Raw genomic sequence first — 19,031 nt, 5'->3', positions numbered from 1 at the left:
GCGCGGAGCCGAGGCGCGGCCACATCGCCACATGAGCGGGCATGTGGTCGCTCATGTGGTGACATGCCGTGGTCCGAGCGGCCACATACAGGTCCCAGTGGCAGGAGCGCCCCCGACCGACGAACGGACCGAACGACGCGTGCGACGCGCGCCGGGCGTACGGGATCGGCCGGCGGGGCCGTTCGGTCCGTCGGGCGGACGGACCTCAGTCGAGGAGCTCCTCGGGCCCGGCCGCCATCGTCGGGATGTCTGCCGGTGCACGGTCGGCGGGCCGCACCGGCTGGAGCGGCGTCGCCGGGGTCAGTGGGGTCACGGGCAGGACGAGGTAGCCGCTCGGGACGCCGGCTGCGAGGTCGACGTCGAGGTCGGCGAGCTCAGCGGGCGCCACGCCCAGCATGACGGCGACCGACAGCGCGTTGTCGGGCCGGTCGGCGGGGTCCTTCTCGAGCAGCGCGCCGATCACCTCGCGCAGGTCGTCGGCGACGTCGTCGCCCAGCGGCGGGGGCGGCTCGTTGACGTGGCACAGCGCCGTCGCGATCGGGGTGCCGCGGTCGAAGGGGCGCTTCCCGGTGAGCATCTCGTGGCCCACCACGCCCAGGGCGTAGAGGTCGCTGGCGCCGGTCGCCTGCTGGCCCACCGCCTGCTCCGGGCTGATGTAGTTGGGCGTGCCGAGCATCTCGCCCACCCGCGTGTGGCCGATGGCGTCGATGGCGCGGGCGATGCCGAAGTCGGTGAGCTTCACCAGCCCGTCCTCGCGCACGAGGATGTTGGCCGGCTTGACGTCGCGGTGCACGACGCCGGCCTCGTGGGCGGTCCCGAGCGCGAGCGCCGCCTGGCCCAGGATCGAGCGCACCGCCTCGGGCTGCATCGCACCCTGCTGGCGGATGACGGCGGACAGCGGGAGGCCCTGGACGAGCTCCATCACCAGGAAGGAGAGGTGGTCGTCCTCGCCGTAGTCGAAGACGGTGGTGATGTTGGCGTGCAGCAGCGACGCGGAGTGGAGGGCCTCGTCGCGGAAGCGCTCGGCGAAGACCTCCTCGTTGTCGGGGTCGGCACGCATCACCTTCACGGCGACGTCGCGCCGGAGCACGTCGTCGACCGCGCGCCACACGTCGGCCATGCCACCGGCGGCGATGCGCTCCTGCAGCACGTAGCGGTCCCCGAGACGGAGTCCTTGCACGAGCCTGTGCATGTCGCGGTGTCCTGCCTCTGTCGGGTCCGGCGCGGAACACCACGCCAGCGCTCGATCGTACGTCCGCGCCTGCGGCCCCACAGCAATCCCACATCCCTGCGGGTGACACCCTGGACAACCTACAACCATCTGGTTGTAGATTGTGGTCATGACGCAGCCGAGCAGCGAGGCCGAGGACCGGGCGGACGCCTGGTTCCACGCCCTGGCCGACCGGACGCGGCGCGACATCCTGCGCCGCGTGCTGGCCGGCGAGCACTCGGTCTCGGCGCTGGCCAAGCGCTACGACATGAGCTTCGCCGCCGTCCAGAAGCACGTCGCCGTGCTCGAGCGCGCGGGGCTGCTCACCAAGCGTCGGCAGGGCCGCGAGGCCCTCGCCAGCGGCGACGTCGAGGCCGTGCGCTCGGTGGGCCTGATGCTCACCGAGCTCGAGGCCCTCTGGCGCGGACGCATCGCGCGGATGGACGAGCTCCTCGCCACCGACACACCCACCCACGAGAAGGACTGATCCCATGCCCGTCACCGACGTCCAGCACGACCTCGAGGCCCTCACCCTCACCATCACCGCCGACTTCGCCGCCCCGCTCGACCGGGTGTGGCAGGTGTACGCCGACCCGCGCCAGCTCGAGCGGGTGTGGGGGCCGCCCGGCTACCCCGCCACGTTCGTCGACCACGACCTGGCACCGGGCGGGCGGATGAACTACTACATGACCAGCCCGGACGGCGACCGCTTCTACGCCTACTGGGACGTCGCCACCGTCGACCGGCCCACCGGCTTCACCTTCACCGACGGCTTCGCCCTCGACGAGAGCTTCGCCGCCAACCCCGACCTGCCCGCGTCCCGGCAGGTCTACGACTTCAGCCCGACCGAGGACGGCACCCGCGCGACCTTCACGGCCACCTACGCCGACGCCGAGTCCCTGCAGAAGGTCCTCGACATGGGAGCGGTCGAGGGCTCGACCCTCGCCATCAACCAGATCGACGCCCTCCTCGCGGCCGACGCCGCCGCCTGACCACCTCCACCACCCACGGAACGAGCACCGACATGCGACCCATCGTCATCACCACCTTCCTGTCCCTCGACGGCGTGATGGAGGCGCCCGGCGGCGGCGAGCACCCCCACGCCGGCTGGACCTTCAAGGACGTCGAGTTCGAGGAGGCCGCCTACGACATCAAGGGCCGGGAGATGGAGCAGGCCTCCGCGCTCATGTTCGGCCGGAGGTCCTACGACGAGTTCGCCCCGGTGTGGCCGTCGATGGAGGAGTTCGCGACCTACAACGCCATGCCCCGCTACGTCGTGTCCTCCACGATGGCCGGCGACACCGCGCCCTGGGGCGACGGCGAGGTCACCGTGCTGCACTCGCTCGACGACGTCGCGGCGCTCAAGCAGAGCGACGGCGGCGAGATCCACGTCCACGGCAGCGCCGAGCTCGCGCAGGGCCTGGCCCGCGCGGGCCTGGTCGACCGCTACCACCTGCTGGTCTTCCCGCTCCTGCTCGGCACGGGCAAGCGGCTCTTCGGTGAGGGCGACAAGACGACGCTCACCCTGACCGAGCACGCGGCCTACGGCAACGGGATCACCCTCCAGGTCTACGAGGTCGCTCGCTGATCGACCGCTCCGCAGCGGGGCGCGTTCTGCCAGACTCGACCGGTGGAACTCGCCCTGCTGCTCGTCTCCATGGCGGCCGTCGTGCTGGGCGCGACCGCCGTCAGCGAACGCCTCCGCGTCCCGGCCCCGCTGCTCCTCATCGTCGTCGGCGCGATCGCGTCGTACGTGCCGGGCGTGCCCGTCATCCACCTCGAGTCCGAGGTGGTGCTCCTGGGGCTGCTCCCGCCGCTGCTCTACGCCGCCGCGATCCAGACCTCGCTCGTGGACTTCAACGCCAACCGCGGCACGATCCTGCGGCTCTCGATCCTCCTCGTCGTGGTCTCCACCTTCGCCGTGGCCGCGGTCGTCGAGTGGCTCGTACCCGGCATCGGGTGGGCCGCCGCGATCGCCATCGGCGCGGTCGTCGCTCCCCCGGACGCCGTCGCCGCGACCGCGGTCGCGCGACGCATCGGGCTCCCCCGCCGCGTCGTGACGATCCTCGAGGGTGAGTCGCTGCTCAACGACGCGACCGCCCTCGTGACACTCCGCACCGCCATCGCCGCCCTGTCCGGCGGGGTCGCCATCGCCGACGTCGCCCTCGACTTCGTCGTGGCGGCCGGGGGCGGCGTGCTCATCGGCGTCGTCTTCTTCCTGCTCGTCGCCCGGCTGCGCAAGCGGGTCACCGACCCGCTGATGGACACCGCGATCTCCTTCCTCACCCCGTTCGCCGCGTTCGTCGCCGCCGAGGAGATCCACGCGTCGGGCGTCATCTCCGTCGTCGTCGCCGGCCTGCTGCTCGGCCACAAGGCGCCGATCATCCAGACCGCCCAGTCGCGCATCACCGAGCGGATCACGTGGCGCACGGTCGCGTTCGTCCTGGAGAACACGGTCTTCCTGCTCATCGGGCTCCAGCTCGACTGGATCCTCACCGACGTCCACGAGTCGACCCTGCCCAACACCCGCATCGCCCTCGTCTGCCTCGCGACCCTCGCCACGGTGGTCGTGGTGCGGATGGTCTACATGTACGTCACCTGGATGCTGCGCCGGAGCAACCCGATCCCGCCCGCCTGGACCTTCCTCATCGGGTGGGCCGGCATGCGCGGCGTCGTCACCCTCGCCGCGGCCTTCGTGATCCCCGAGGACGCCCCCCACCGCGAGGTCCTGCTCCTGGTCGCCTTCACCGTCGTGGCGGGCACCCTGCTCCTCCAGGGGTTGTCGCTCCCGCTGCTCACCCGGCTGCTGAAGGTGCCCGCGCCCGACCCCGCCGAGGACGCGCTCTCGCGGGCGGCGCTCCTGCAGCAGGCCGCCGACGCCGGGCTGGCGAAGCTCGAGGAGCTGCAGTACGACGACCACCACGGCGTCGTCGACCAGATCCAGGCGCGCATCGACCAGCGCACCTTCGCCGCCTGGGAGCAGCTCTCCACCGCCGTGGGCGAGGAGACGCCCTCCGAGCTGTACGCCCGGATCCGCGGCGAGATGATCGAGGCCGAGCGGGCCAAGGTGCTGCTCGTGCGCAGCAAGGGCAAGGTGCCCTCCGAGGTCGTCACGCAGGTGCTCGGCATGCTCGACATCGAGGAGTCGATGCTCGACGCGGGCGTCGCGGCGCGCTCGGGCGTACGCAACAGTCCCCTCGCCTTCACCGCCGGGCGCACCTGCGACGACCTCGAGACGCACCCCGCCGTCGAGACCGCCCCCGACCCCGCCTGCGCGACCTGCCTGGCCGACGGCACCCGGTGGGTCTCGTTGCGGCAGTGCCTCGCGTGCGGGCACGTCGGGTGCTGCGACTCCTCGGTCGGCAAGCACGCCACGGCGCACTTCCACGACACCCTCCACCCGGTCATGCAGTCCGCGGAGCCGGACGAGTCGTGGCGGTGGTGCTACGTGCACAACCTCACCGGCTGACTCCCCCGGACATCAGAGGACGTGGTGGACGTCCCGGGGGCCGGAGTTCATCCGTGACGTCCTCCGACATCGAGAACTAGGCTGGAGGAATGGGCGCACCAGCCATCATCATCGCCTCCGCGAACCACCCCACCGAGCTGTCCGAGGCCTTCGCCCGCTACGAGCGGGAGTACGACGTCCACCTCGTCAGCGACGAGCACACCGCCAAGTCCTCGGCCAAGGACCTCATCACCCAGGGCCACCCGGTCGCGCTGCTCGTCATCGACAGCGACCACGACCAGGAGAAGCTCTACGGCCTCATCAGCGGCACCCGGAAGGTCGTGCCCACCGCGCGCCGCCTGATCGTGTCCCACATCAGCCGCTTCCGCACCGACAGCCCCGCGTTCCGGCACGCCGTCGCGGCCGGCAAGGTGGACGCCCTGCTGCTCATGCCCCAGGGCCCGCGCGACGAGGAGTTCCACGGAGCCGTCGGGGAGCTGCTCAACGAGTGGAACGCGACGGTCGCCGCCCCCGTCGTCGAGAACGTCCGGATCATCACCCCGGAGAAGGACGCGCTCACGCGCGAGCTGCTCGACTACCTCGGCCGGGTCGGCATGCCCGCGGGCGTGCACCACCCCGACAGCGAGGTCGGCCGCGAGGTGCTGGCGCAGTGCCCCGAGGACGAGGGCCGCTGGCCCATCGTCAGCTCGCTCGCCGGCTGGTGCGGCCACTGCCCGAGCGTGCGCGCCCTGGCCAACCAGCTCTACGGCCGCCCCGACGAGATCGACGTCGACGAGGTCGTCGACCTGGTCGTCGTCGGCGCCGGGCCCGCCGGCCTCGCCGCAAGCGTGTACGCCTCGAGCGAGGGCCTCTCCACGGTCTGCCTGGAGGCCGAGGCCATCGGGGGCCAGGCCGGCACGAGCTCGATGATCCGCAACTACCTGGGCTTCCCCCGCGGCATCTCCGGGATGCGGCTCGCGCAGCGCGCCCGCGGACAGGCGCTGCGCTTCGGCACCCGCTTCTTCACCGGCTGGCCGGCGACTGGCATCTCCCCGTGCGAGGACGGCGGGCACCACATCGTGCACACCGAGGGCGGCGACGTGCACACGCGCTCCGTGCTGGTCTCGAGCGGCGTGAACTACCGCCGGCTGGGCGTGGAGTCGCTCGAGGAGCTGGTGGGTCGCGGGGTCTACTACGGCGCGGCGATGGCCGCGGCGCGCGAGCTCGCCGGCGACCACGTGGTCGTCGTGGGCGGTGGCAACTCCGCGGGGCAGGCGGCGATCCACGCCGCCCGCTTCGCCAAGGAGGTCACCATCGTGGTGCGCCGTCCGGACCTCTCCGCGACCATGTCGTCCTACCTCATCGACGAGATCCGGTGGAACCCGCGGATCACGGTGCGCGGGTCGACGCGGGTCGTCGACGGCGGCCCGGACGACGTCAACCAGCTCGCCTGGCTGACGCTCGAGGACGTCGGGACCGGCGACCAGGAGCGCATCGACGCCCGCGGCCTGTTCCTGCTGCTGGGTGCCGCCCCCGAGTGCGGATGGCTGCCCGACGAGGTGCTGCGCGACAAGCGCGGCTTCGTGCTCACCGGCCGCGACATCCCGCGCGAGCGGTGGCTGGAGGACGTGCCGCCGGAGGACCTCGCGACGACGGTGCCGGGGATCTTCTGCGGCGGCGACGTCCGGGCCGGCTCGATGAAGCGGGTCGCGTCGGCGACCGGGGAGGGCGCGTCGGTGGTTTCCTCGGTCCACGCCTTCCTCGGCCGGTAGGCCGACCTCAGAGCTGCAGCAGGAGGAACACCACCGCGAGCAGCGGGAAGGTGCCCTGCGTCGCGGCGGCGCGCACCATCGTGCGGTCGCGGGTGACGAGGACCAGCGCGGCGGCCAGCATCGATCCCGTGCCGGCGAGGGCGAGGGCCGTGCCCACCTCGTGGTCGGCCCCCAGCAGCGCCAGGCCGACGAGGGTGATGACGGCGAGGAACAGGTTGTAGAAACCCTGGTTGTACGCCATCTCGCGCGTCGCCAGCGCGTCCGCCTCCGAGGTGCGGAAGGTCGCACGCGTCGCAGGCTCGGTCCAGCGGAACGACTCGAGGACCCAGATGTAGACGTGGAGCAGGGCGGCCAGCAGCGCGAGGACCACAGCGACGATCGTCATGCCCTGAGCGTAGGCCCGCCTACCCCTGAGTGGGTGGTACGCCGGCGCGGACGCGGCCACAGTGGCCCGAGCGGCTACCCCGCCGCCTGGATCGAGGAGGCCCCATGGGACGACTGATCGGCATCCTGCTCGTCATCTGGCTCGTCATCGGAGCGTTCGCCGCCTACCAGCGCGGCTACTTCGACGACGCCGAGACAAACTGCTCCGAGGCCAGCGACATCGCGCTCAACATCGTCGCCGGCCCGCTGAACTACACCGGCCTGAACCCCAAGTCCGACTGCCCGGACGTGGACATCGACACCCCCGAGCCGAGCCAGTAGCGGCCAGCCGGCAGCCACGGGCGTACGCGCGTCAGCGCCCCTTGTTGCGCGGGTGGTCCTTCGCGGTCCGCTCGTTGCCGCGGCGGTAGTTGCCGGTGGCGCGCGCCATCAGCTCCTGGTCGGACGACGAGTCGCCGTCGCCCACGTCGTCGAGGAAGCGCGCGGCCGCCGTGCCGCGCAGCACGGTCGCGCGGCGGCCGTGGTGCGAGATGACCACCTCGCCACCCCGCACGTCGTAGTCGAAGCCCTCGGGTGCCGGCACACCCCCATCATGGCGCAAGCCATGCCGGCACCCAGTCCTCCGGCGGGTCCTCGCCCACCCGGCCGTCCACCGCCTCGCGCAGCAGGTCGGCGTGACCCGTGTGGCGGGCGTACTCCTCGAGCAGGTCGACGAGCAGCCGTCGCAGGCGCGGGTGGTTGCCGTTGCCGTCGTCGACGTGGGCCACGAGGTCCAGCCCGCCCTCGGCCAGGGCGGCCTCGATGCGCGCGGTGTTGCGGACGACCGCCTCGTCGAAGATCGCGTACGTCTGCGCGGCCGTGAGGTGGTCGGCCTCGAACTCCCACTCGTCGGTGTCGTCGTGGCCGAGGGAGCGCCAGGGCTCGACCAGCTCCTCGCCGCGCAGCTTGGTGGTCAGGTAGTAGTCCTCCGCCAGCGCCAGGTGGCGCAGCAGCCCGCCCAGCGACAGCGACGACGACGGCAGCCGTTGCCGCAGGCCCTCGTCGTCGAGGCCGTCGGCCTTCCAGCGCAGGGTGGCGCGCATCCGGCCCAGCGCCCCGGTGAGGTGCCCCGCCTCGGTGCCGTCGATCGGCGGTTCCCACGGCGGCGGGACCCAGCCGTCGTCGGGCTGCCCGGACTGCTCGGTGTTCTCGTCGGCGCTCTCCTCGGTGCTCATGCGAGCGACGCTAGACCCGGTTGCGGACGATCCGCTTCCGCACGCCACACGAGCCTCCGCCGACTGCCCCCGCAGGGGTCTGGACACGACCGCACCCGCGGAGGAGGGTGACCGGATGCGACGACTCGGAGTCCCCTCAGCCCTGACCGCCCTCGCGTCCGCCGTCCTCACCCTGCCCGCGCTGGCCCTCGCGCCCCTCGCGAGCACGGCCGCGCAGCCGGACGCCGCCGCGCCGAACCCCTTCCGCGACGGATGGTCCGAGGAGGTCCTCGACGCGGACCAGAACTTCCGCGGCCTCGCGGCCGTCAGCCGTCGGGAGGCGTGGGTCACCGGCGAGAGCCTGACCGACAACGGGTCGGCCCGCGTGTTCCACACGACCGACCGCGGCAGGACCTGGGTCGACGTCAGCCCGGCCGCCACCGACGGGCTGTCGTTCCGCGACGTCGAGGTGCACGGCAAGGCCGTCCACGTGCTCGCCATCGGACCGGGCGAGTCCTCCCGGATCTACCGCTCGACCGACGGCGGCGCGTCGTGGGATGAGACGTTCCGCAACACCGACGAGAAGGCCTTCTACGACTGCATGGCGTTCTACGGCAAGGGCAAGCACGGCCTCGCCGTCAGCGACCCCGTCGACGGCAAGCTGCGCATCCTCGCCACCGACGACCGCGGCCGCGCCTGGGACGTCCTGCCCAGCAAGGGGATGCCACGCAGCAAGGACGAGTTCGGCTTCGCCGCGAGCGGTGACTGCCTCGTCACCGCCGGCAAGGCCGCGTTCCTCATCACCGGTGGCAAGAAGTCGCGCGTGCTGCGCTCCGACGACCGCGGGCTCACCTGGACCGCCGTCACGTCGGGCATCCCGGCCGGCGAGGCTGCCGGTGGCTTCGCCGGTGCCTTCGCCTCGCCGCGGGTGGGCATCGCCGTCGGCGGCGACTTCGGCGACGCCGACGACACCGAGGACACCACCGCGTACACCCGCGACGGGCGTACGTGGACGCTCGGCGGCGACCTCAGGCACGTCGGGGAGGACGTCGCCTTCCTCCGCGGGACGCGGTACGCCCTCGCGACCGGCGACTACGACGGGTCCGCCGGCTCGAGCATCACCGCCGACGGCGGCCGGACGTGGAGGCGCGTGAGCACGCGCGGCTACCACGTCGTCGACTGCTACGGGTCGGTCTGCTGGGCCGCCGGCAGCGAGGGCCGGGTCGGCCACAACTGAGCCAGCGCTAGTCTCGGGACGTGCCCGACCTGACCCGCGTCCCCACCGCTCCGCTCCTCGCCGCCGGACTCGTCGGCGGCTTCGCACTGGCCCAGCAGACGGGCGTACGCCCCCTCGGAGGTGCCGCCATGCTCGGCGCCAACGCGGTCGTCGCGCGGCAGTGGTACGCCGTGGGTGGCGCGCCGCTGGCCGCCGGGCTGACCGCGGCGTACTGGACCGCGATGGGCGTCTCGCACCCGCTCGCCAAGAAGGTCGGTACCTGGCCGTCCGTCCTCGGGGTCACCGCCGCGGCCGCCGGTGCCGCATGGCTGCTGGCGGACCGCCGCCGCCCGTGACGCTCCACCATGGGATGTCGATGAGCCTGCACTTCCCCGGGTCAATTGACCGAGGGAGGTGCAGATCCGACGACATCCCATGGTGGAGCAGCAGCAACGGAAGCGGGTCAGTCCTCGGGAAGCGCGGCGAAGTCCGCCTGCATCTGGCGGTACCAGCCGAGTGACTTCTTGGGGTGACGCCAGCGTCCCTTCATCTCCTTGCGGGCCGGCAGGTGCGCCTCGTCGCCCTCCTTCTCGGCCTGCTTGAGGTGCTGGTCCTGGGCGTTGATCACGTCGTCGTGGGTCTCGCCGCGGTGGGCGAGGTCGCACGGGCCGCCGAGCTGGCGGCAGGTCATGGTCTTCATCGGGTCTCCTCTGGTGGCGGGGTGGGTCCTGCTGTGTCGACGAACGGCGGGCGCCACGTGTGACCGGGTCAGCGGACCCGGTCGCCCTCGCGGCGCACGACCTGCGCGAGCACGTCCGGCTCGGCGCGGAAGGTGATGCCGGCGACCCGGCCGTCGTCGATGGTGAAGTCGAAGACGACCGCGGCCGCTCCGCGGTGGAACCAGGCCGACGCGGGACGCTCGCCGACGAAGACCGCCATCGCCGCCTGCGCGCTGCCGTTGAAGAACGTGGCCACCTCGTCGCGGCCCTCGATCGACGAGGGCGTGCCGGCCAGGACCGCGGCCTCGTCGGCACCGACCACGGCGTCGGGGGCGAGCAGCTGGAGGAGCCGCTCGAAGTCGCCCCCGCGGGCGGCGGCCATGAACGCGTCCACGACCTCCCAGTCGGCCAGCGCGTCCTCCGAGGCGGGTTGCGCGACCTTGGAGCGGGCGCGCGACGCGAGCTTGCGGGCGGCGGCAGGCGTGGTGTCGAGGACGGCGGCGATCGTGCCGAACTCGAAGCCGAAGCTGTCGTGCAGCACGAACGCCACCCGCTCGCGCGGCGACAGCCGGTCGATCACCGCCTGCAGCGCCACGCCGACCGTGTCGGCCAGCGCGACGTCGTCGGCCGGGTCGGTCGCCGGCTCGGCCCAGGCGTCGCCGACGCCGTCGAGGTCCGCGTCGTCCACCGGCACGGGCGTACGCGCGCGTAGCCGGTCCAGGCAGAGCCGGGTGGTCACCGTGGTCAGCCAGGCCGGCAGGTTGTCGATGGCCGTCCCGTCACGCGACACCGCCCGGTCGAGCCGGAGCCACGCCTGCTGCACCACGTCCTCGGCCTCGGAGTGGTCGCCCAGCACCCGGCTCGCGATGCCGACGAGCCGGGGCCGCTCCGCCTCGAAGATCTCCGTCTGGTCCATGGTGTCCGTCCTCCCGGTCGCATCATCGCAATCACTCGTCCGATCCCCTGACGAACGGGCGGGCGGATGTGTGACAGCACGTCGGGCGGTCACGTTGGCGCGGGGGCGCACACTGGACGCATGGACGCGCTCCGGCTCCGCGCCGCCGGCCCGATCTCGACCGCGACGGCGGCCCTCGTGCTGCTGGTGGGGTGCTCCTCCCAGCCCGAGGCCGAGCCGTCCGGGCCCCCGGAGTCCGCGGAGTCGTCGGCGCCCGCGGAGACCCCGACGGAGTCGGCACCGGCCGAGGAGCCCACCGAGGAGCCCACCGAGGACCCCGAGCCTCCGCACCCGATCTCCGTCGCCGCCCTCGCCGAGGCCGACCTCACCGGCGGCGACCTGCGCCTCGGCGCGGTCCGCGAGCGCACGGACGCCTACACGTCGTACGACGTCACCTTCGCCTCGACCACCATGGGCGAAGGCTCCGAGCCGCTGCGGATCAGCGGCGTGCTCAACGTGCCGTCCGGGCGCGGCCCCTTCCCCGCGGTGGTGCTCGCACACGGCTACATCGACCCCGCCTACTACGTCCGCGGGCAGGGCATGACCCGCGAGCGCGGGTTCCTCGCCCAGCGCGGCTACGTCGCGCTGCACGTCGACTACCGCAACCACGCCGAGTCGAGCGACGACCCGCGGGTGGAGACGGCCGTCCGGCTCGGGTACGCGGCGGACGCCGTCGCCGCGCTCCACGCACTGCGGACGTCCCGCGACGTCCGGGTCGACCCGGACCGGATCGCGCTGTTCGGGCGCTCGATGGGCGGCGGCGTGATGATGAAGGCGCTCGCGGCCGAGCCCGGGCTCTTCGCGGCCGGCGTCGGGTGGGCGTCGGTGTCCAGCCTGGAGGGGCAGAACTTCGACCACTTCCAGCGCCCGGACGCCCCGGTCGCGCAGCTGAGGGCGGGCTTCCGCGGGAGGCACGGACTGCCCGGCGAGGACCCCGGGTTCTGGAAGGGCGTCTCCCCCCGACCCCTCTTCGAGGACATCACCGAACCGGTGCTGATGGTGCACGGCAGGTACGACGACACCTGCCCGCCGCCCTGGGCCCGGGCGACCCAGCGCGCGATGACCCGCGCAGGGGTCGACGCCACGCTCGAGTGGTACGACGACGGGCATGCCTTCGGGCCGGCGTTCGTCGCCGCGATGGACCGCACGGTCCGCTTCCTCGACGCCCGGATGCCGGCCTGACGGGAGCCGTACGGGCCCCCTCGACGTCCTACGTACATGCACCGCCACCTCGGGAACGCCCTGCGCACCGCCTTCGCCTGCTCCGTCCTGCTCCTCGGCGCCGGGTGCGGCGACCGCGACCCCGACGAGCCGACCCCCGGGACGCGCGCGTCCCAGACGCCCGCCCAGACGCCCGCCCAGACGCCCACCCAGACGCCCACCCAGACGCAGGGCCAGACGACGCCGCCGAGCGAGGGCCTGCAGAAGGTCCGGGTGGTCGGGGTCGTGGAGCGGACCGGCGACTGCGTCGTGGTCCGCGACGACAACGACATCACCTGGACGATCGCCGGTGCCGACGCGAAGGACCTCCCCGCCGGCGAGCGGGTCGCGGTCACCGGTGCTCCGGACCTCGCCGCGACCGGCTGCGGCGGCCCGCTCGTACGGGCGACGAGCGTGTCGCCGCTCGACCAGCCCGGCGGCTGAGGACCGGACGCACGAGCGGGGCCGGGGGCCCGGTGGCCCCCGACCCCGCCCTCGTGCGGTGGTGCGGAGCGGTCAGGTCAGTTGATGCGGACCTGCATGCTCGTGCCGTTCTGCGACAGCACCTGGATCTGCACGCCGGCACCGGCGACCTTGACCCCGACCCGGGGCAGCCCCGCGTCGACGAAGGGCTGGAAGTAGCGGTTCGGGTCACTGTCGTCGAACAGCGGGTTGGCCGCCCGACCCCGGACCAGGCTCTTCCGGCCACCGGCCGTCAGGTAGAACGAGTCGGACTTCTGCAGGCCGAACGGTGCGTCGTAGGTCTGGATCCGACCGCGCCACGCCTGGCCCTGCAGGTTGTAGTGCGCCTGCGGGTTGGCGTCGACCGGCAGCACCAGACCGCCACCGGGGTGCTGGCTGGTGTTGTTGTCGCTGTAGGAGGAGTCCCAGTAGTTGACCAGGAGGCCGTCCTGGTAGGGGAACTTCTCCACGAAGTCCGGCCGGTCCGGGAAGCTGAAGTTGTAGGGACCGGTCTGGAGGTACTTGTCGTACGACGTGTAGGTGCGGTTGCTCGCCAGGTAGAACTGGTCGTAGGCCGTGGTGAAGCTGGCCCCCACCGAGCGGAACCCGTCGAGGGTCCAGCCGTTGGGCGAGGTCTCCGCACCGTCGGCGAGGACGGTCGTCGTGCCGTTGGTGACCTTGATGTCGTCGACCATGAGGCCCGACCAGCTCAGCGACGGGTCCTGGCCCTGCGCAGCGCCGTCGGTGACGTAGCTTGCGCGGAAGCCGATGGTCTGGCCGGCGTACGCCGACAGGTCGTAGGTCACCGGGACGTAGCCGCTGACCCCGTCGATGCCGACCTCCTTGGCCGGGTCGTTGGCCGGGTTGGTGTCACCGTCGGTGTCGGGGTCGATCGTCGCGGTGGGCAGCTGCGTCCACGTGCCGCTGCCGGCCGGGACCTCGACCTCGAAGTAGCCGTAGTCGTAGTCCTCCTCGATGTTCCACGCGGCCTTCATCGACAGCGTCGTCGTGCCAGCCGGCACTGCCAGGGTGCGCGACATCGAGGCCTGGTAGTCGTCACCTGAACCGGACCACCACTGCTTGGTGCCCTCGGGCGGGGTCGGCAGCGTCGTGGGGACCTGCTTGTCCGGGAGGACCACCGCGACGCCCTGCGCCTTCTCGGAGTTGTACTCGTGGGGGCCGAGGTCGATGGTGCGGTCCTGACCCGCGACGACGGTCTCGTAGTCGAGCCAGCCGAGCTGGAGCTTGTCCCACACACCGAGGTCGGCGGCGCGGGTGCCGATGCCCTGGTCGCCGGCGGCGGAGACACGGCTCTGCGCCATCAGCGTCCACCAGCTGACCGGGTTGTCGCCGGAGGCGGCGGTGTCGTAGTGGTCGGGCAGGCCGAGGTCGTGGCCGTACTCGTGGGCCACCACGGAGATGCCGCCGTTCTCGGGCTGCACGGTGTAGTCGGCGACCCAGATGCCGGTGTTGCCGATCTGGGTGCCGCCGTCGGCGTTGGGCGTGCCGCCCACCGTCGGGCCCTGGCCGGTGCCCTGGAACGCCTTCCAGCGGTGGCTCCAGATCGCGTCCTCGCCGTAGATCGGGTCGCCGTCGGCCTGGTCGCCGCCGGAGTGGATGATCTGGAAGCGGTCGATGTAGCCGTCGGGCTCGTCGAAGTTGCCGTCGCCGTCGAAGTCGTAGCGGTCACGGATGTCGTACTGGGAGACGATCCGCTTGATCTGGGCGTCGGTCTTGCCGGCGGCCTTCTGATCCTTGACCCACTGGGTCATGCCGTCGGCGACGAGGTTCCAGGTGTTGTTGCAGACGTTGCCGGCGCACGGGTAGCCGTTGCTCCGGCCGTAGCGGGCCTGGTTGTAGGGGACGGTCGTGACGTCGGTGACCATGCCCTCGACGCTGTAGCGGCCCGAGGACTGCCGCTCGTAGTAGCTCTTCAGGGAGTCTGCGAGCTCGCCGTCACCGAAGTAGAGGTCCTTGTAGTAGCGCTTGTTGAAGTTGGCGCGCCACTGCGTGGAGTTGTCGTTCGGACCCGGCTGGGGGATCTCGTTGAACCCCGGGCCGTCGTAGGTCACCGGGCCCGGCGTGGCCGGGTCGGTGTCGCGGTCGGGGTAGTTGGGGTGGCGCTGGGTGCCGAAGTCGACCAGGAACACGAAGACCTTGTCCGTACGCTCGTTGCCGAGCTCGACGTACTGGTCCTGGGTCGCGGTGAGGGCGGTGGCACCGCGGGCGTTGGCGCGGCGCTTGGCGGCCGGCTCCTGGCCGACCTTGAGCACGCTGTTGCCGTTGATCGTCTGAGGCGTCGCCTCGCCGCTGAGGACGTCGGCCCACGCCGCCTGGCGCAGCGCCTCCTGCTTCTCCGCCTTGGGGTTCGGCAGGACGTGCTCACTGGTGGCGGAGTGCGCCTCGTCGGCGTTGCGCTGCTGTGCGGGTGCTGCGGATGCGGGGATGGTGGGCGCCAGGGTCATGGCCCCGCCACCTGCGATGAGGGCAAGGGTCAGCCCGAGTTTCGTGGATCTCACGAGTCTTCCTTTCCGAGATGCAGGAAGGCTGGCCAGACGGCCACGACGACTCCCTACCCTCCGGACACTAGGCATGGCCGGCGTCCGATGGGAAGTACCCCGGTGGGGGAATGTGTGTCTCAGGTCGAGGTGTCGGTCGCCTCGAGCTGCTGCGGCGGGGCGTCGGCGTACGCCTGCGACAGGCGGCGGTAGGGCGCGGACGCGAGGGCGAGCAGCACCGTCGCGAACATGATCGCCCCGGCGAGCATGAAGACCAGGGCGATGCCGCGGGCGTCGCCGTCGCCGACCAGCCAGCCCCAGGCGTCGCGGCCCTCGGCGGTCTCCATGTAGGGGATGAGGGCGAACTCGGCGACCGGCCCGATGAGGAACGCCGAGATGGGGCTCGCGGCGAGCTCGACGCTCTGGGCGAAGCCGAAGACGCGTCCCTGCGTGCGGAACGGGACGACCCGCTGCAGGACGGTCTGCTCGGACGCCTCGGCCGCCGGCATGATCGCCATGAACACGAAGATGCCGAGGACGTAGAGCCAGGCCCACTCGCGGATGGTGAACGTCAGGCCGACGAGGGCGATCCCGAGGTTGACCACGAGCAGCGTACGGACCGGGTTGGCGCCGAGGCCGAGCCTGGCCACCAGCCCACCGCCGACGACGAAGCCGAGTCCGGTGACGCCCAGGACGAGTCCCCACGCCTCCACGCTGAAGAGCTCGAGGCCGTAGGGGTCCATCAGCGCGATGTAGACGCCGGAGACCAGGTTGTTGAAGGTCGTGAAGAGGATCAGCGCGACGAGGCCGGGGACCGCGGTGATGGCGGACACGGCGCCGCGCACGTCGAACCGCGGGCCGCCCTCCTCGGGGTCGGGGTCGACCTCGGGGACCGTGATCGGCAGCAGGTGCAGCAGCGAGACGCCGGTGAGGGCGATCGCGACCGCGAGGGTCCAGCCCATGCCGAGGAGGCCGACGCTGAGACCGCTGAAGACGCTCGTGATCATGAAGGAGATGCCCTGCACGGTGCCGACGAGGCCGTTGGCCTTGTCGCGGCCGTCCTCCGGGACGAGCAGCGTCACCGTCGTGGAGAGTGCGATGTTGCGCAGGCTCTCGACGACCCCGCCGACGAGGATCACGCCCGCGAACAGCCAGAACCACGGGCTGCCCCAGTCGGCCAGCCGCCCCTCGCCGAGCAGGAGCCAGAGCCCGCCCGAGGCGGCGTAGGTGACCAGGGTGATGGTCGACGACAGGACCATCACCTGCTTCTTGCGGTGGCGGTCGACCAGGGTGCCGAAGAAGGTGCCGAACGCGGCGGTGAACAGCATGAAGCCGCCGCCGATGATGGCGGTGGCCATCACCGACCGGGTCTCGAGGTAGGCCCAGAAGGTCAGGGCGAACCAGAGGTAGCCCGACGTCACGTTGGCGACCAGCGTGTTGCCGAGCACCTGGTGGAAGGCGCGCAACGTCTCCGGACCGCGGGTCACGCCGGGCGGCAGATGGGCCTCCACCTGCGGCGCCGTCGGGTCCGCGGGGACCGGGTCGAGCTCGTCCGTGGCCACACCGGAACCCTAGGCGCGGGCACCGACAGCGCGCTCGCTGATTTCGCCGGTCGGGGTGCGTGCGGTCCGTCGGCGACCTACGCCGTGCGCCGCGGCCCGACGGGCGTCCAGCCGTCCCACATGGCCGCGACGTGCCGCGAGTCGGTCCCGCAGCAGCCGCCGACGATCCGCACCTCGGGAAGGGCCTCCGCCAGGTCGCGGGTGCGTCGCACGAGGTCCGGCAGGTCGCCCTCGTCGAGCACCTCCGCCTCGTCGAGCTCGGCGTGGCTGAGCCGTGAGGAGTTCACCCGCAGGCCGGCGACCCGGTCCGTCCACGCGCCGGGCGGCCCGGGGTCCTCGCCCAGCGCCGGGCGTACGTGGTCGGGGTGCGCGCAGTTGACCAGCAGGTGGGTGGCACCGGCTTCCGTCGCCGTGTCGAGCCGGTGGACGGCCTCGCCCAACGGCGTGCCGTCCGGGAGCCTCCCGTCGGTCTCGACGGTGAAGGAGATCGCCACCGGGATGCCGACGTCCTGCGCCGCGCGCACGACGCCCACGGCCTCGGCGACCGTGGTGAGGGTGTAGGCGGTCGCGAGGTCGGCGCCCGCCTCGGTGAAGGAGACGAGCTGGGGCCGGTGGTAGTCGGCGTAGTGGTCGGCGTCCAGGTCGCCGGCCAGGTAGCCGTCGCCGCGCGGGCCGACGGAGCCGACCACGAGGGTCCCCTCGACGTCGTCCGCGACCTCGTCGGCCAGTGCGCGCAGGTGCTCGACCGCAGCCCGGTTGACGCGCCGCAGGCCGTCCGCGTCGTAGCCCAGACGTGCTCCCCAGTCGGTGTTCGCCCGCCACGTGGGCGTCTCGAGCAGCAGCCCCGCTCCCGCCCGCGCGGCCACGGCGACGTACGCGCGGTAGTAGTCCTCGAGGACCGCGCGGCCGGTGTCGTCCTCGACGAGGGGGAACGAGGCGAAGTCCGGCAGGTCGAGACCCCGGTGGAAGATCAGGTCGGTCTCGAGGCCCCCGTCGGTGACCCAGCCGTTCGCCGTGCCTGGCAGCTGCCACCTCGTCATCGCGCCTCCCGCGGTCGCACCGATCCGTCCGTTCTAGCACCGGGACGACGGCGCCGCGCGGGCCGACTAGACCGCCGGGAACTCCTCCGCGACGGCGCGACCGTACGCTCGTCGACGTGTGCCCCGCCGTCGTCGCCATCCACGTCGCTCCGGGACGTCGGTTGCCGACGAAGTCGGTCGGCTCGGTGGAGGCGGAGGCCGGCGTCGGGCTCGTCGGCGACCGCTACCACGGAGCCCGGCACCGGCACGTCACCGTGCAGGCGCTCGACGACCTCGACGCTGCCGCCGCGGTGCTGGGCCGCCCGGTCGACCCGGGACTGACCCGGCGCAACATCACCCTCGACCGCGGCCCCCTGCCGACCCGGCCCGGCGAGCGGCTGCGCATCGGTGACGTCGAGCTGGAGGTGGTCCGGATCGCCGCGCCCTGCCGGCTGCTCGACGACTGGCTGGGGCCGGGCGCGATGCAGGCGCTGAGGTCGCCGCGTGGCGGCACCGTCTTCCGGCTGCTGACGTCGGGCACGATCAGCGTGGGTGACGCGGCGACCCGCGAACCCGTGCCGGACGCCTGACCCCTCGTCCTCCGGTACCGATCTCCGGCACCACGGTGCCGATCCGCCGCCGAACGCTCGGAGGTGGCGCCCGCGCGCCGCAGGATGGGGACATGCACCGCCGTACGCCCGCCACCGCCCTCCTCGTCGCCCTCGCGGTCGTCGTCGCCAGCCTCCTGCTGGGTGGCCTGACGTCGCTCGCGCAGGGGTGGCTGCCGGACGCCCTTGCCTCCTTCGCCAACTCGCCCTCGGGGTGGACACTGCTCACCGCGATGCTGGTGGCAGCGGCCCGCCCGTCGCCGGGCGGCGGTGCCGTGCTGGGTGCGCTGTCCTTCGTCAGCCTCGTGCTCGGCTACACGGCTGCGTCCGAGCTGCGGGGCCTGACCTACAGCCCGCTGCTGTGGGGTGCGGTGGGCGTGGTCGCTGGCCCCTTCGTCGGGGCGGCGTCCGCGGCGGTCGTGGGACGCCGCCCGGTCCGCGCGGCGCTCGGCGCCGGAGCCCTGGCCGGCGTGCTCCTCGCGGACGGCATCTACGGGCTGACCGTGGTGGCCGCGACGACCAGCCCGGTGTACTGGTCGCTCTGCCTGCTCGCCGGCGTCGCGCTCGTCGTGGTCGTCGCGACCCGCCTGCGTGCGTGGCCGGTCGTCGCGGCGCTGGTGGGGTGCACCGCGCTCGCGACCGGTGTGCTGAGAGCGGGCTACGCGGTGCTCAACGGCGTCGCTGCCTAGTTGTAGTTCCCTCAGAGGTTGTGAACGAGAAGTTGTAGACGAGTAGCGAGGACCTCCAGTACGGAGGGGGTTACCACACCAACCCACCTACTGGAG

The 19,031-nt window shown here is 72.4% G+C and carries 21 protein-coding genes; 12 read left to right on the top strand and 9 right to left on the bottom strand.

Features of this window, described 5'->3' with window-relative positions:
• Positions 1-205: 205 nt before the first annotated feature.
• Positions 206-1,192: a serine/threonine-protein kinase gene (locus tag F4692_RS20435; protein WP_179621587.1), complete on the bottom strand. Its 987-nt coding sequence runs from the start codon at positions 1,190-1,192 to the stop codon at positions 206-208.
• Positions 1,193-1,340: 148 nt separating this feature from the next.
• On the opposite strand from F4692_RS20435, the gene F4692_RS20430 reads away from it, so the two are divergent.
• From F4692_RS20430 to F4692_RS20410, 5 genes are all read left to right on the top strand, one after another.
• On the top strand, positions 1,341-1,697 hold the full coding sequence (locus F4692_RS20430) for an ArsR/SmtB family transcription factor (protein WP_179621586.1): 357 nt from the start codon (positions 1,341-1,343) through the stop codon (positions 1,695-1,697).
• Positions 1,698-1,701: 4 nt separating this feature from the next.
• Positions 1,702-2,202, top strand: a complete 501-nt coding sequence (locus F4692_RS20425) for an SRPBCC family protein (protein WP_179621585.1) — start codon at positions 1,702-1,704, stop codon at positions 2,200-2,202.
• Positions 2,203-2,234: 32 nt separating this feature from the next.
• Positions 2,235-2,798, top strand: a complete 564-nt coding sequence (locus F4692_RS20420) for a dihydrofolate reductase family protein (RefSeq protein ID WP_179621584.1) — start codon at positions 2,235-2,237, stop codon at positions 2,796-2,798.
• A 42-nt stretch (positions 2,799-2,840) separates the two neighbouring features.
• Positions 2,841-4,679, top strand: coding sequence for a Na+/H+ antiporter (locus tag F4692_RS20415; RefSeq protein WP_179621583.1), 1,839 nt, complete (start codon positions 2,841-2,843; stop codon positions 4,677-4,679).
• 89 nt (positions 4,680-4,768) lie between these two features.
• Positions 4,769-6,430 carry an NAD(P)/FAD-dependent oxidoreductase gene (locus F4692_RS20410; protein WP_179621582.1) on the top strand — a complete coding sequence of 554 codons (1,662 nt, stop codon included), beginning with the start codon at positions 4,769-4,771 and terminating at the stop codon, positions 6,428-6,430.
• A gap of 7 nt (positions 6,431-6,437) precedes the next feature.
• Here the strand turns inward: F4692_RS20410 and F4692_RS20405 are convergent, their stop codons facing one another.
• Positions 6,438-6,815, bottom strand: coding sequence for a DUF1304 domain-containing protein (locus tag F4692_RS20405; protein ID WP_179621581.1), 378 nt, complete (start codon positions 6,813-6,815; stop codon positions 6,438-6,440).
• Between the two features lie 104 nt (positions 6,816-6,919).
• Here F4692_RS20405 and F4692_RS20400 point away from each other — a divergent pair, with 104 nt between their 5' ends.
• Positions 6,920-7,135: a hypothetical protein gene (locus tag F4692_RS20400; protein ID WP_179621580.1), complete on the top strand. Its 216-nt coding sequence runs from the start codon at positions 6,920-6,922 to the stop codon at positions 7,133-7,135.
• Positions 7,136-7,166: 31 nt separating this feature from the next.
• Here the strand turns inward: F4692_RS20400 and F4692_RS20395 are convergent, their stop codons facing one another.
• Complete coding sequence (locus F4692_RS20395; protein WP_179621579.1) at positions 7,167-7,397, bottom strand: hypothetical protein; 231 nt, start codon at positions 7,395-7,397, stop codon at positions 7,167-7,169.
• A 7-nt stretch (positions 7,398-7,404) separates the two neighbouring features.
• The gene (locus F4692_RS20390; RefSeq protein WP_179621578.1) at positions 7,405-8,028 is read right to left on the bottom strand and encodes a mycothiol transferase; all 624 of its coding nucleotides are present in this window, start codon (positions 8,026-8,028) and stop codon (positions 7,405-7,407) included.
• 115 nt (positions 8,029-8,143) lie between these two features.
• Here F4692_RS20390 and F4692_RS20385 point away from each other — a divergent pair, with 115 nt between their 5' ends.
• On the top strand, positions 8,144-9,244 hold the full coding sequence (locus F4692_RS20385; protein ID WP_179621577.1) for a beta propeller repeat protein: 1,101 nt from the start codon (positions 8,144-8,146) through the stop codon (positions 9,242-9,244).
• Between the two features lie 20 nt (positions 9,245-9,264).
• The gene (locus F4692_RS20380; protein WP_179621576.1) at positions 9,265-9,579 is read left to right on the top strand and encodes a hypothetical protein; all 315 of its coding nucleotides are present in this window, start codon (positions 9,265-9,267) and stop codon (positions 9,577-9,579) included.
• Positions 9,580-9,686: 107 nt separating this feature from the next.
• Here F4692_RS20380 and F4692_RS20375 read toward each other — a convergent pair whose 3' ends face one another.
• Positions 9,687-9,923 carry a DUF1059 domain-containing protein gene (locus F4692_RS20375; RefSeq protein ID WP_179621575.1) on the bottom strand — a complete coding sequence of 79 codons (237 nt, stop codon included), beginning with the start codon at positions 9,921-9,923 and terminating at the stop codon, positions 9,687-9,689.
• 68 nt (positions 9,924-9,991) lie between these two features.
• Entirely contained in the window at positions 9,992-10,858 is an 867-nt protein-coding gene (locus F4692_RS20370) for a sigma-70 family RNA polymerase sigma factor (RefSeq protein ID WP_179621574.1), read from the bottom strand.
• A 120-nt stretch (positions 10,859-10,978) separates the two neighbouring features.
• Here F4692_RS20370 and F4692_RS20365 point away from each other — a divergent pair, with 120 nt between their 5' ends.
• Both F4692_RS20365 and F4692_RS20360 read left to right on the top strand, forming a co-directional pair.
• A complete protein-coding gene (locus F4692_RS20365) occupies positions 10,979-12,079 on the top strand; it encodes an alpha/beta hydrolase family protein (RefSeq protein ID WP_179621573.1) in 1,101 nt (366 codons plus the stop codon).
• 36 nt (positions 12,080-12,115) lie between these two features.
• Positions 12,116-12,541, top strand: coding sequence for a hypothetical protein (locus F4692_RS20360; protein ID WP_179621572.1), 426 nt, complete (start codon positions 12,116-12,118; stop codon positions 12,539-12,541).
• 77 nt (positions 12,542-12,618) lie between these two features.
• On the opposite strand, the gene F4692_RS20355 is transcribed toward F4692_RS20360, so the two are convergent.
• From F4692_RS20355 to F4692_RS20345, 3 genes are all read right to left on the bottom strand, one after another.
• On the bottom strand, positions 12,619-15,078 hold the full coding sequence (locus tag F4692_RS20355; RefSeq protein WP_308645405.1) for an immune inhibitor A domain-containing protein: 2,460 nt from the start codon (positions 15,076-15,078) through the stop codon (positions 12,619-12,621).
• Between the two features lie 119 nt (positions 15,079-15,197).
• Positions 15,198-16,619: an MFS transporter gene (locus tag F4692_RS20350; RefSeq protein ID WP_308645404.1), complete on the bottom strand. Its 1,422-nt coding sequence runs from the start codon at positions 16,617-16,619 to the stop codon at positions 15,198-15,200.
• Positions 16,620-16,696: 77 nt separating this feature from the next.
• The gene (locus tag F4692_RS20345) at positions 16,697-17,659 is read right to left on the bottom strand and encodes a homocysteine S-methyltransferase family protein (RefSeq protein ID WP_179621570.1); all 963 of its coding nucleotides are present in this window, start codon (positions 17,657-17,659) and stop codon (positions 16,697-16,699) included.
• 116 nt (positions 17,660-17,775) lie between these two features.
• Between F4692_RS20345 and F4692_RS20340 the strand changes: the two genes are divergently transcribed.
• Positions 17,776-18,228, top strand: coding sequence for an MOSC domain-containing protein (locus F4692_RS20340; protein ID WP_179621569.1), 453 nt, complete (start codon positions 17,776-17,778; stop codon positions 18,226-18,228).
• A gap of 92 nt (positions 18,229-18,320) precedes the next feature.
• Positions 18,321-18,935 (top strand): DUF6518 family protein, encoded by a 615-nt coding sequence (locus tag F4692_RS20335; protein WP_179621568.1) that lies wholly within the window; start codon positions 18,321-18,323, stop codon positions 18,933-18,935.
• The last annotated feature ends 96 nt before the right edge of the window (positions 18,936-19,031 follow it).

This window comes from Nocardioides cavernae (genome assembly GCF_013410035.1).
In the GTDB taxonomy this organism is placed as follows: domain Bacteria; phylum Actinomycetota; class Actinomycetes; order Propionibacteriales; family Nocardioidaceae; genus Nocardioides; species Nocardioides cavernae_A.
The sequence above is the reverse complement of the archived record's forward strand: the minus strand, read 5'-3'. Positions and strand labels throughout refer to the sequence as shown.

What these genes read in the sequence shown, in the direction of transcription:
- F4692_RS20335 (WP_179621568.1), top strand. Translation starts at nt 18,321, where the DNA reads ATGCACCGCCGTACGCCCGCCACCGCCCTCCTCGTCGCCCTCGCGGTC.
- F4692_RS20425 (WP_179621585.1), top strand. Translation starts at nt 1,702, where the DNA reads ATGCCCGTCACCGACGTCCAGCACGACCTCGAGGCCCTCACCCTCACC.
- F4692_RS20385 (WP_179621577.1), top strand. Translation starts at nt 8,144, where the DNA reads ATGCGACGACTCGGAGTCCCCTCAGCCCTGACCGCCCTCGCGTCCGCC.
- F4692_RS20405 (WP_179621581.1), bottom strand. Translation starts at nt 6,815, where the DNA reads ATGACGATCGTCGCTGTGGTCCTCGCGCTGCTGGCCGCCCTGCTCCAC.
- F4692_RS20365 (WP_179621573.1), top strand. Translation starts at nt 10,979, where the DNA reads ATGGACGCGCTCCGGCTCCGCGCCGCCGGCCCGATCTCGACCGCGACG.
- F4692_RS20435 (WP_179621587.1), bottom strand. Translation starts at nt 1,192, where the DNA reads ATGCACAGGCTCGTGCAAGGACTCCGTCTCGGGGACCGCTACGTGCTG.
- F4692_RS20420 (WP_179621584.1), top strand. Translation starts at nt 2,235, where the DNA reads ATGCGACCCATCGTCATCACCACCTTCCTGTCCCTCGACGGCGTGATG.
- F4692_RS20390 (WP_179621578.1), bottom strand. Translation starts at nt 8,028, where the DNA reads ATGAGCACCGAGGAGAGCGCCGACGAGAACACCGAGCAGTCCGGGCAG.
- F4692_RS20370 (WP_179621574.1), bottom strand. Translation starts at nt 10,858, where the DNA reads ATGGACCAGACGGAGATCTTCGAGGCGGAGCGGCCCCGGCTCGTCGGC.
- F4692_RS20430 (WP_179621586.1), top strand. Translation starts at nt 1,341, where the DNA reads ATGACGCAGCCGAGCAGCGAGGCCGAGGACCGGGCGGACGCCTGGTTC.
- F4692_RS20345 (WP_179621570.1), bottom strand. Translation starts at nt 17,659, where the DNA reads ATGACGAGGTGGCAGCTGCCAGGCACGGCGAACGGCTGGGTCACCGAC.
- F4692_RS20400 (WP_179621580.1), top strand. Translation starts at nt 6,920, where the DNA reads ATGGGACGACTGATCGGCATCCTGCTCGTCATCTGGCTCGTCATCGGA.
- F4692_RS20360 (WP_179621572.1), top strand. Translation starts at nt 12,116, where the DNA reads ATGCACCGCCACCTCGGGAACGCCCTGCGCACCGCCTTCGCCTGCTCC.
- F4692_RS20375 (WP_179621575.1), bottom strand. Translation starts at nt 9,923, where the DNA reads ATGAAGACCATGACCTGCCGCCAGCTCGGCGGCCCGTGCGACCTCGCC.
- F4692_RS20410 (WP_179621582.1), top strand. Translation starts at nt 4,769, where the DNA reads ATGGGCGCACCAGCCATCATCATCGCCTCCGCGAACCACCCCACCGAG.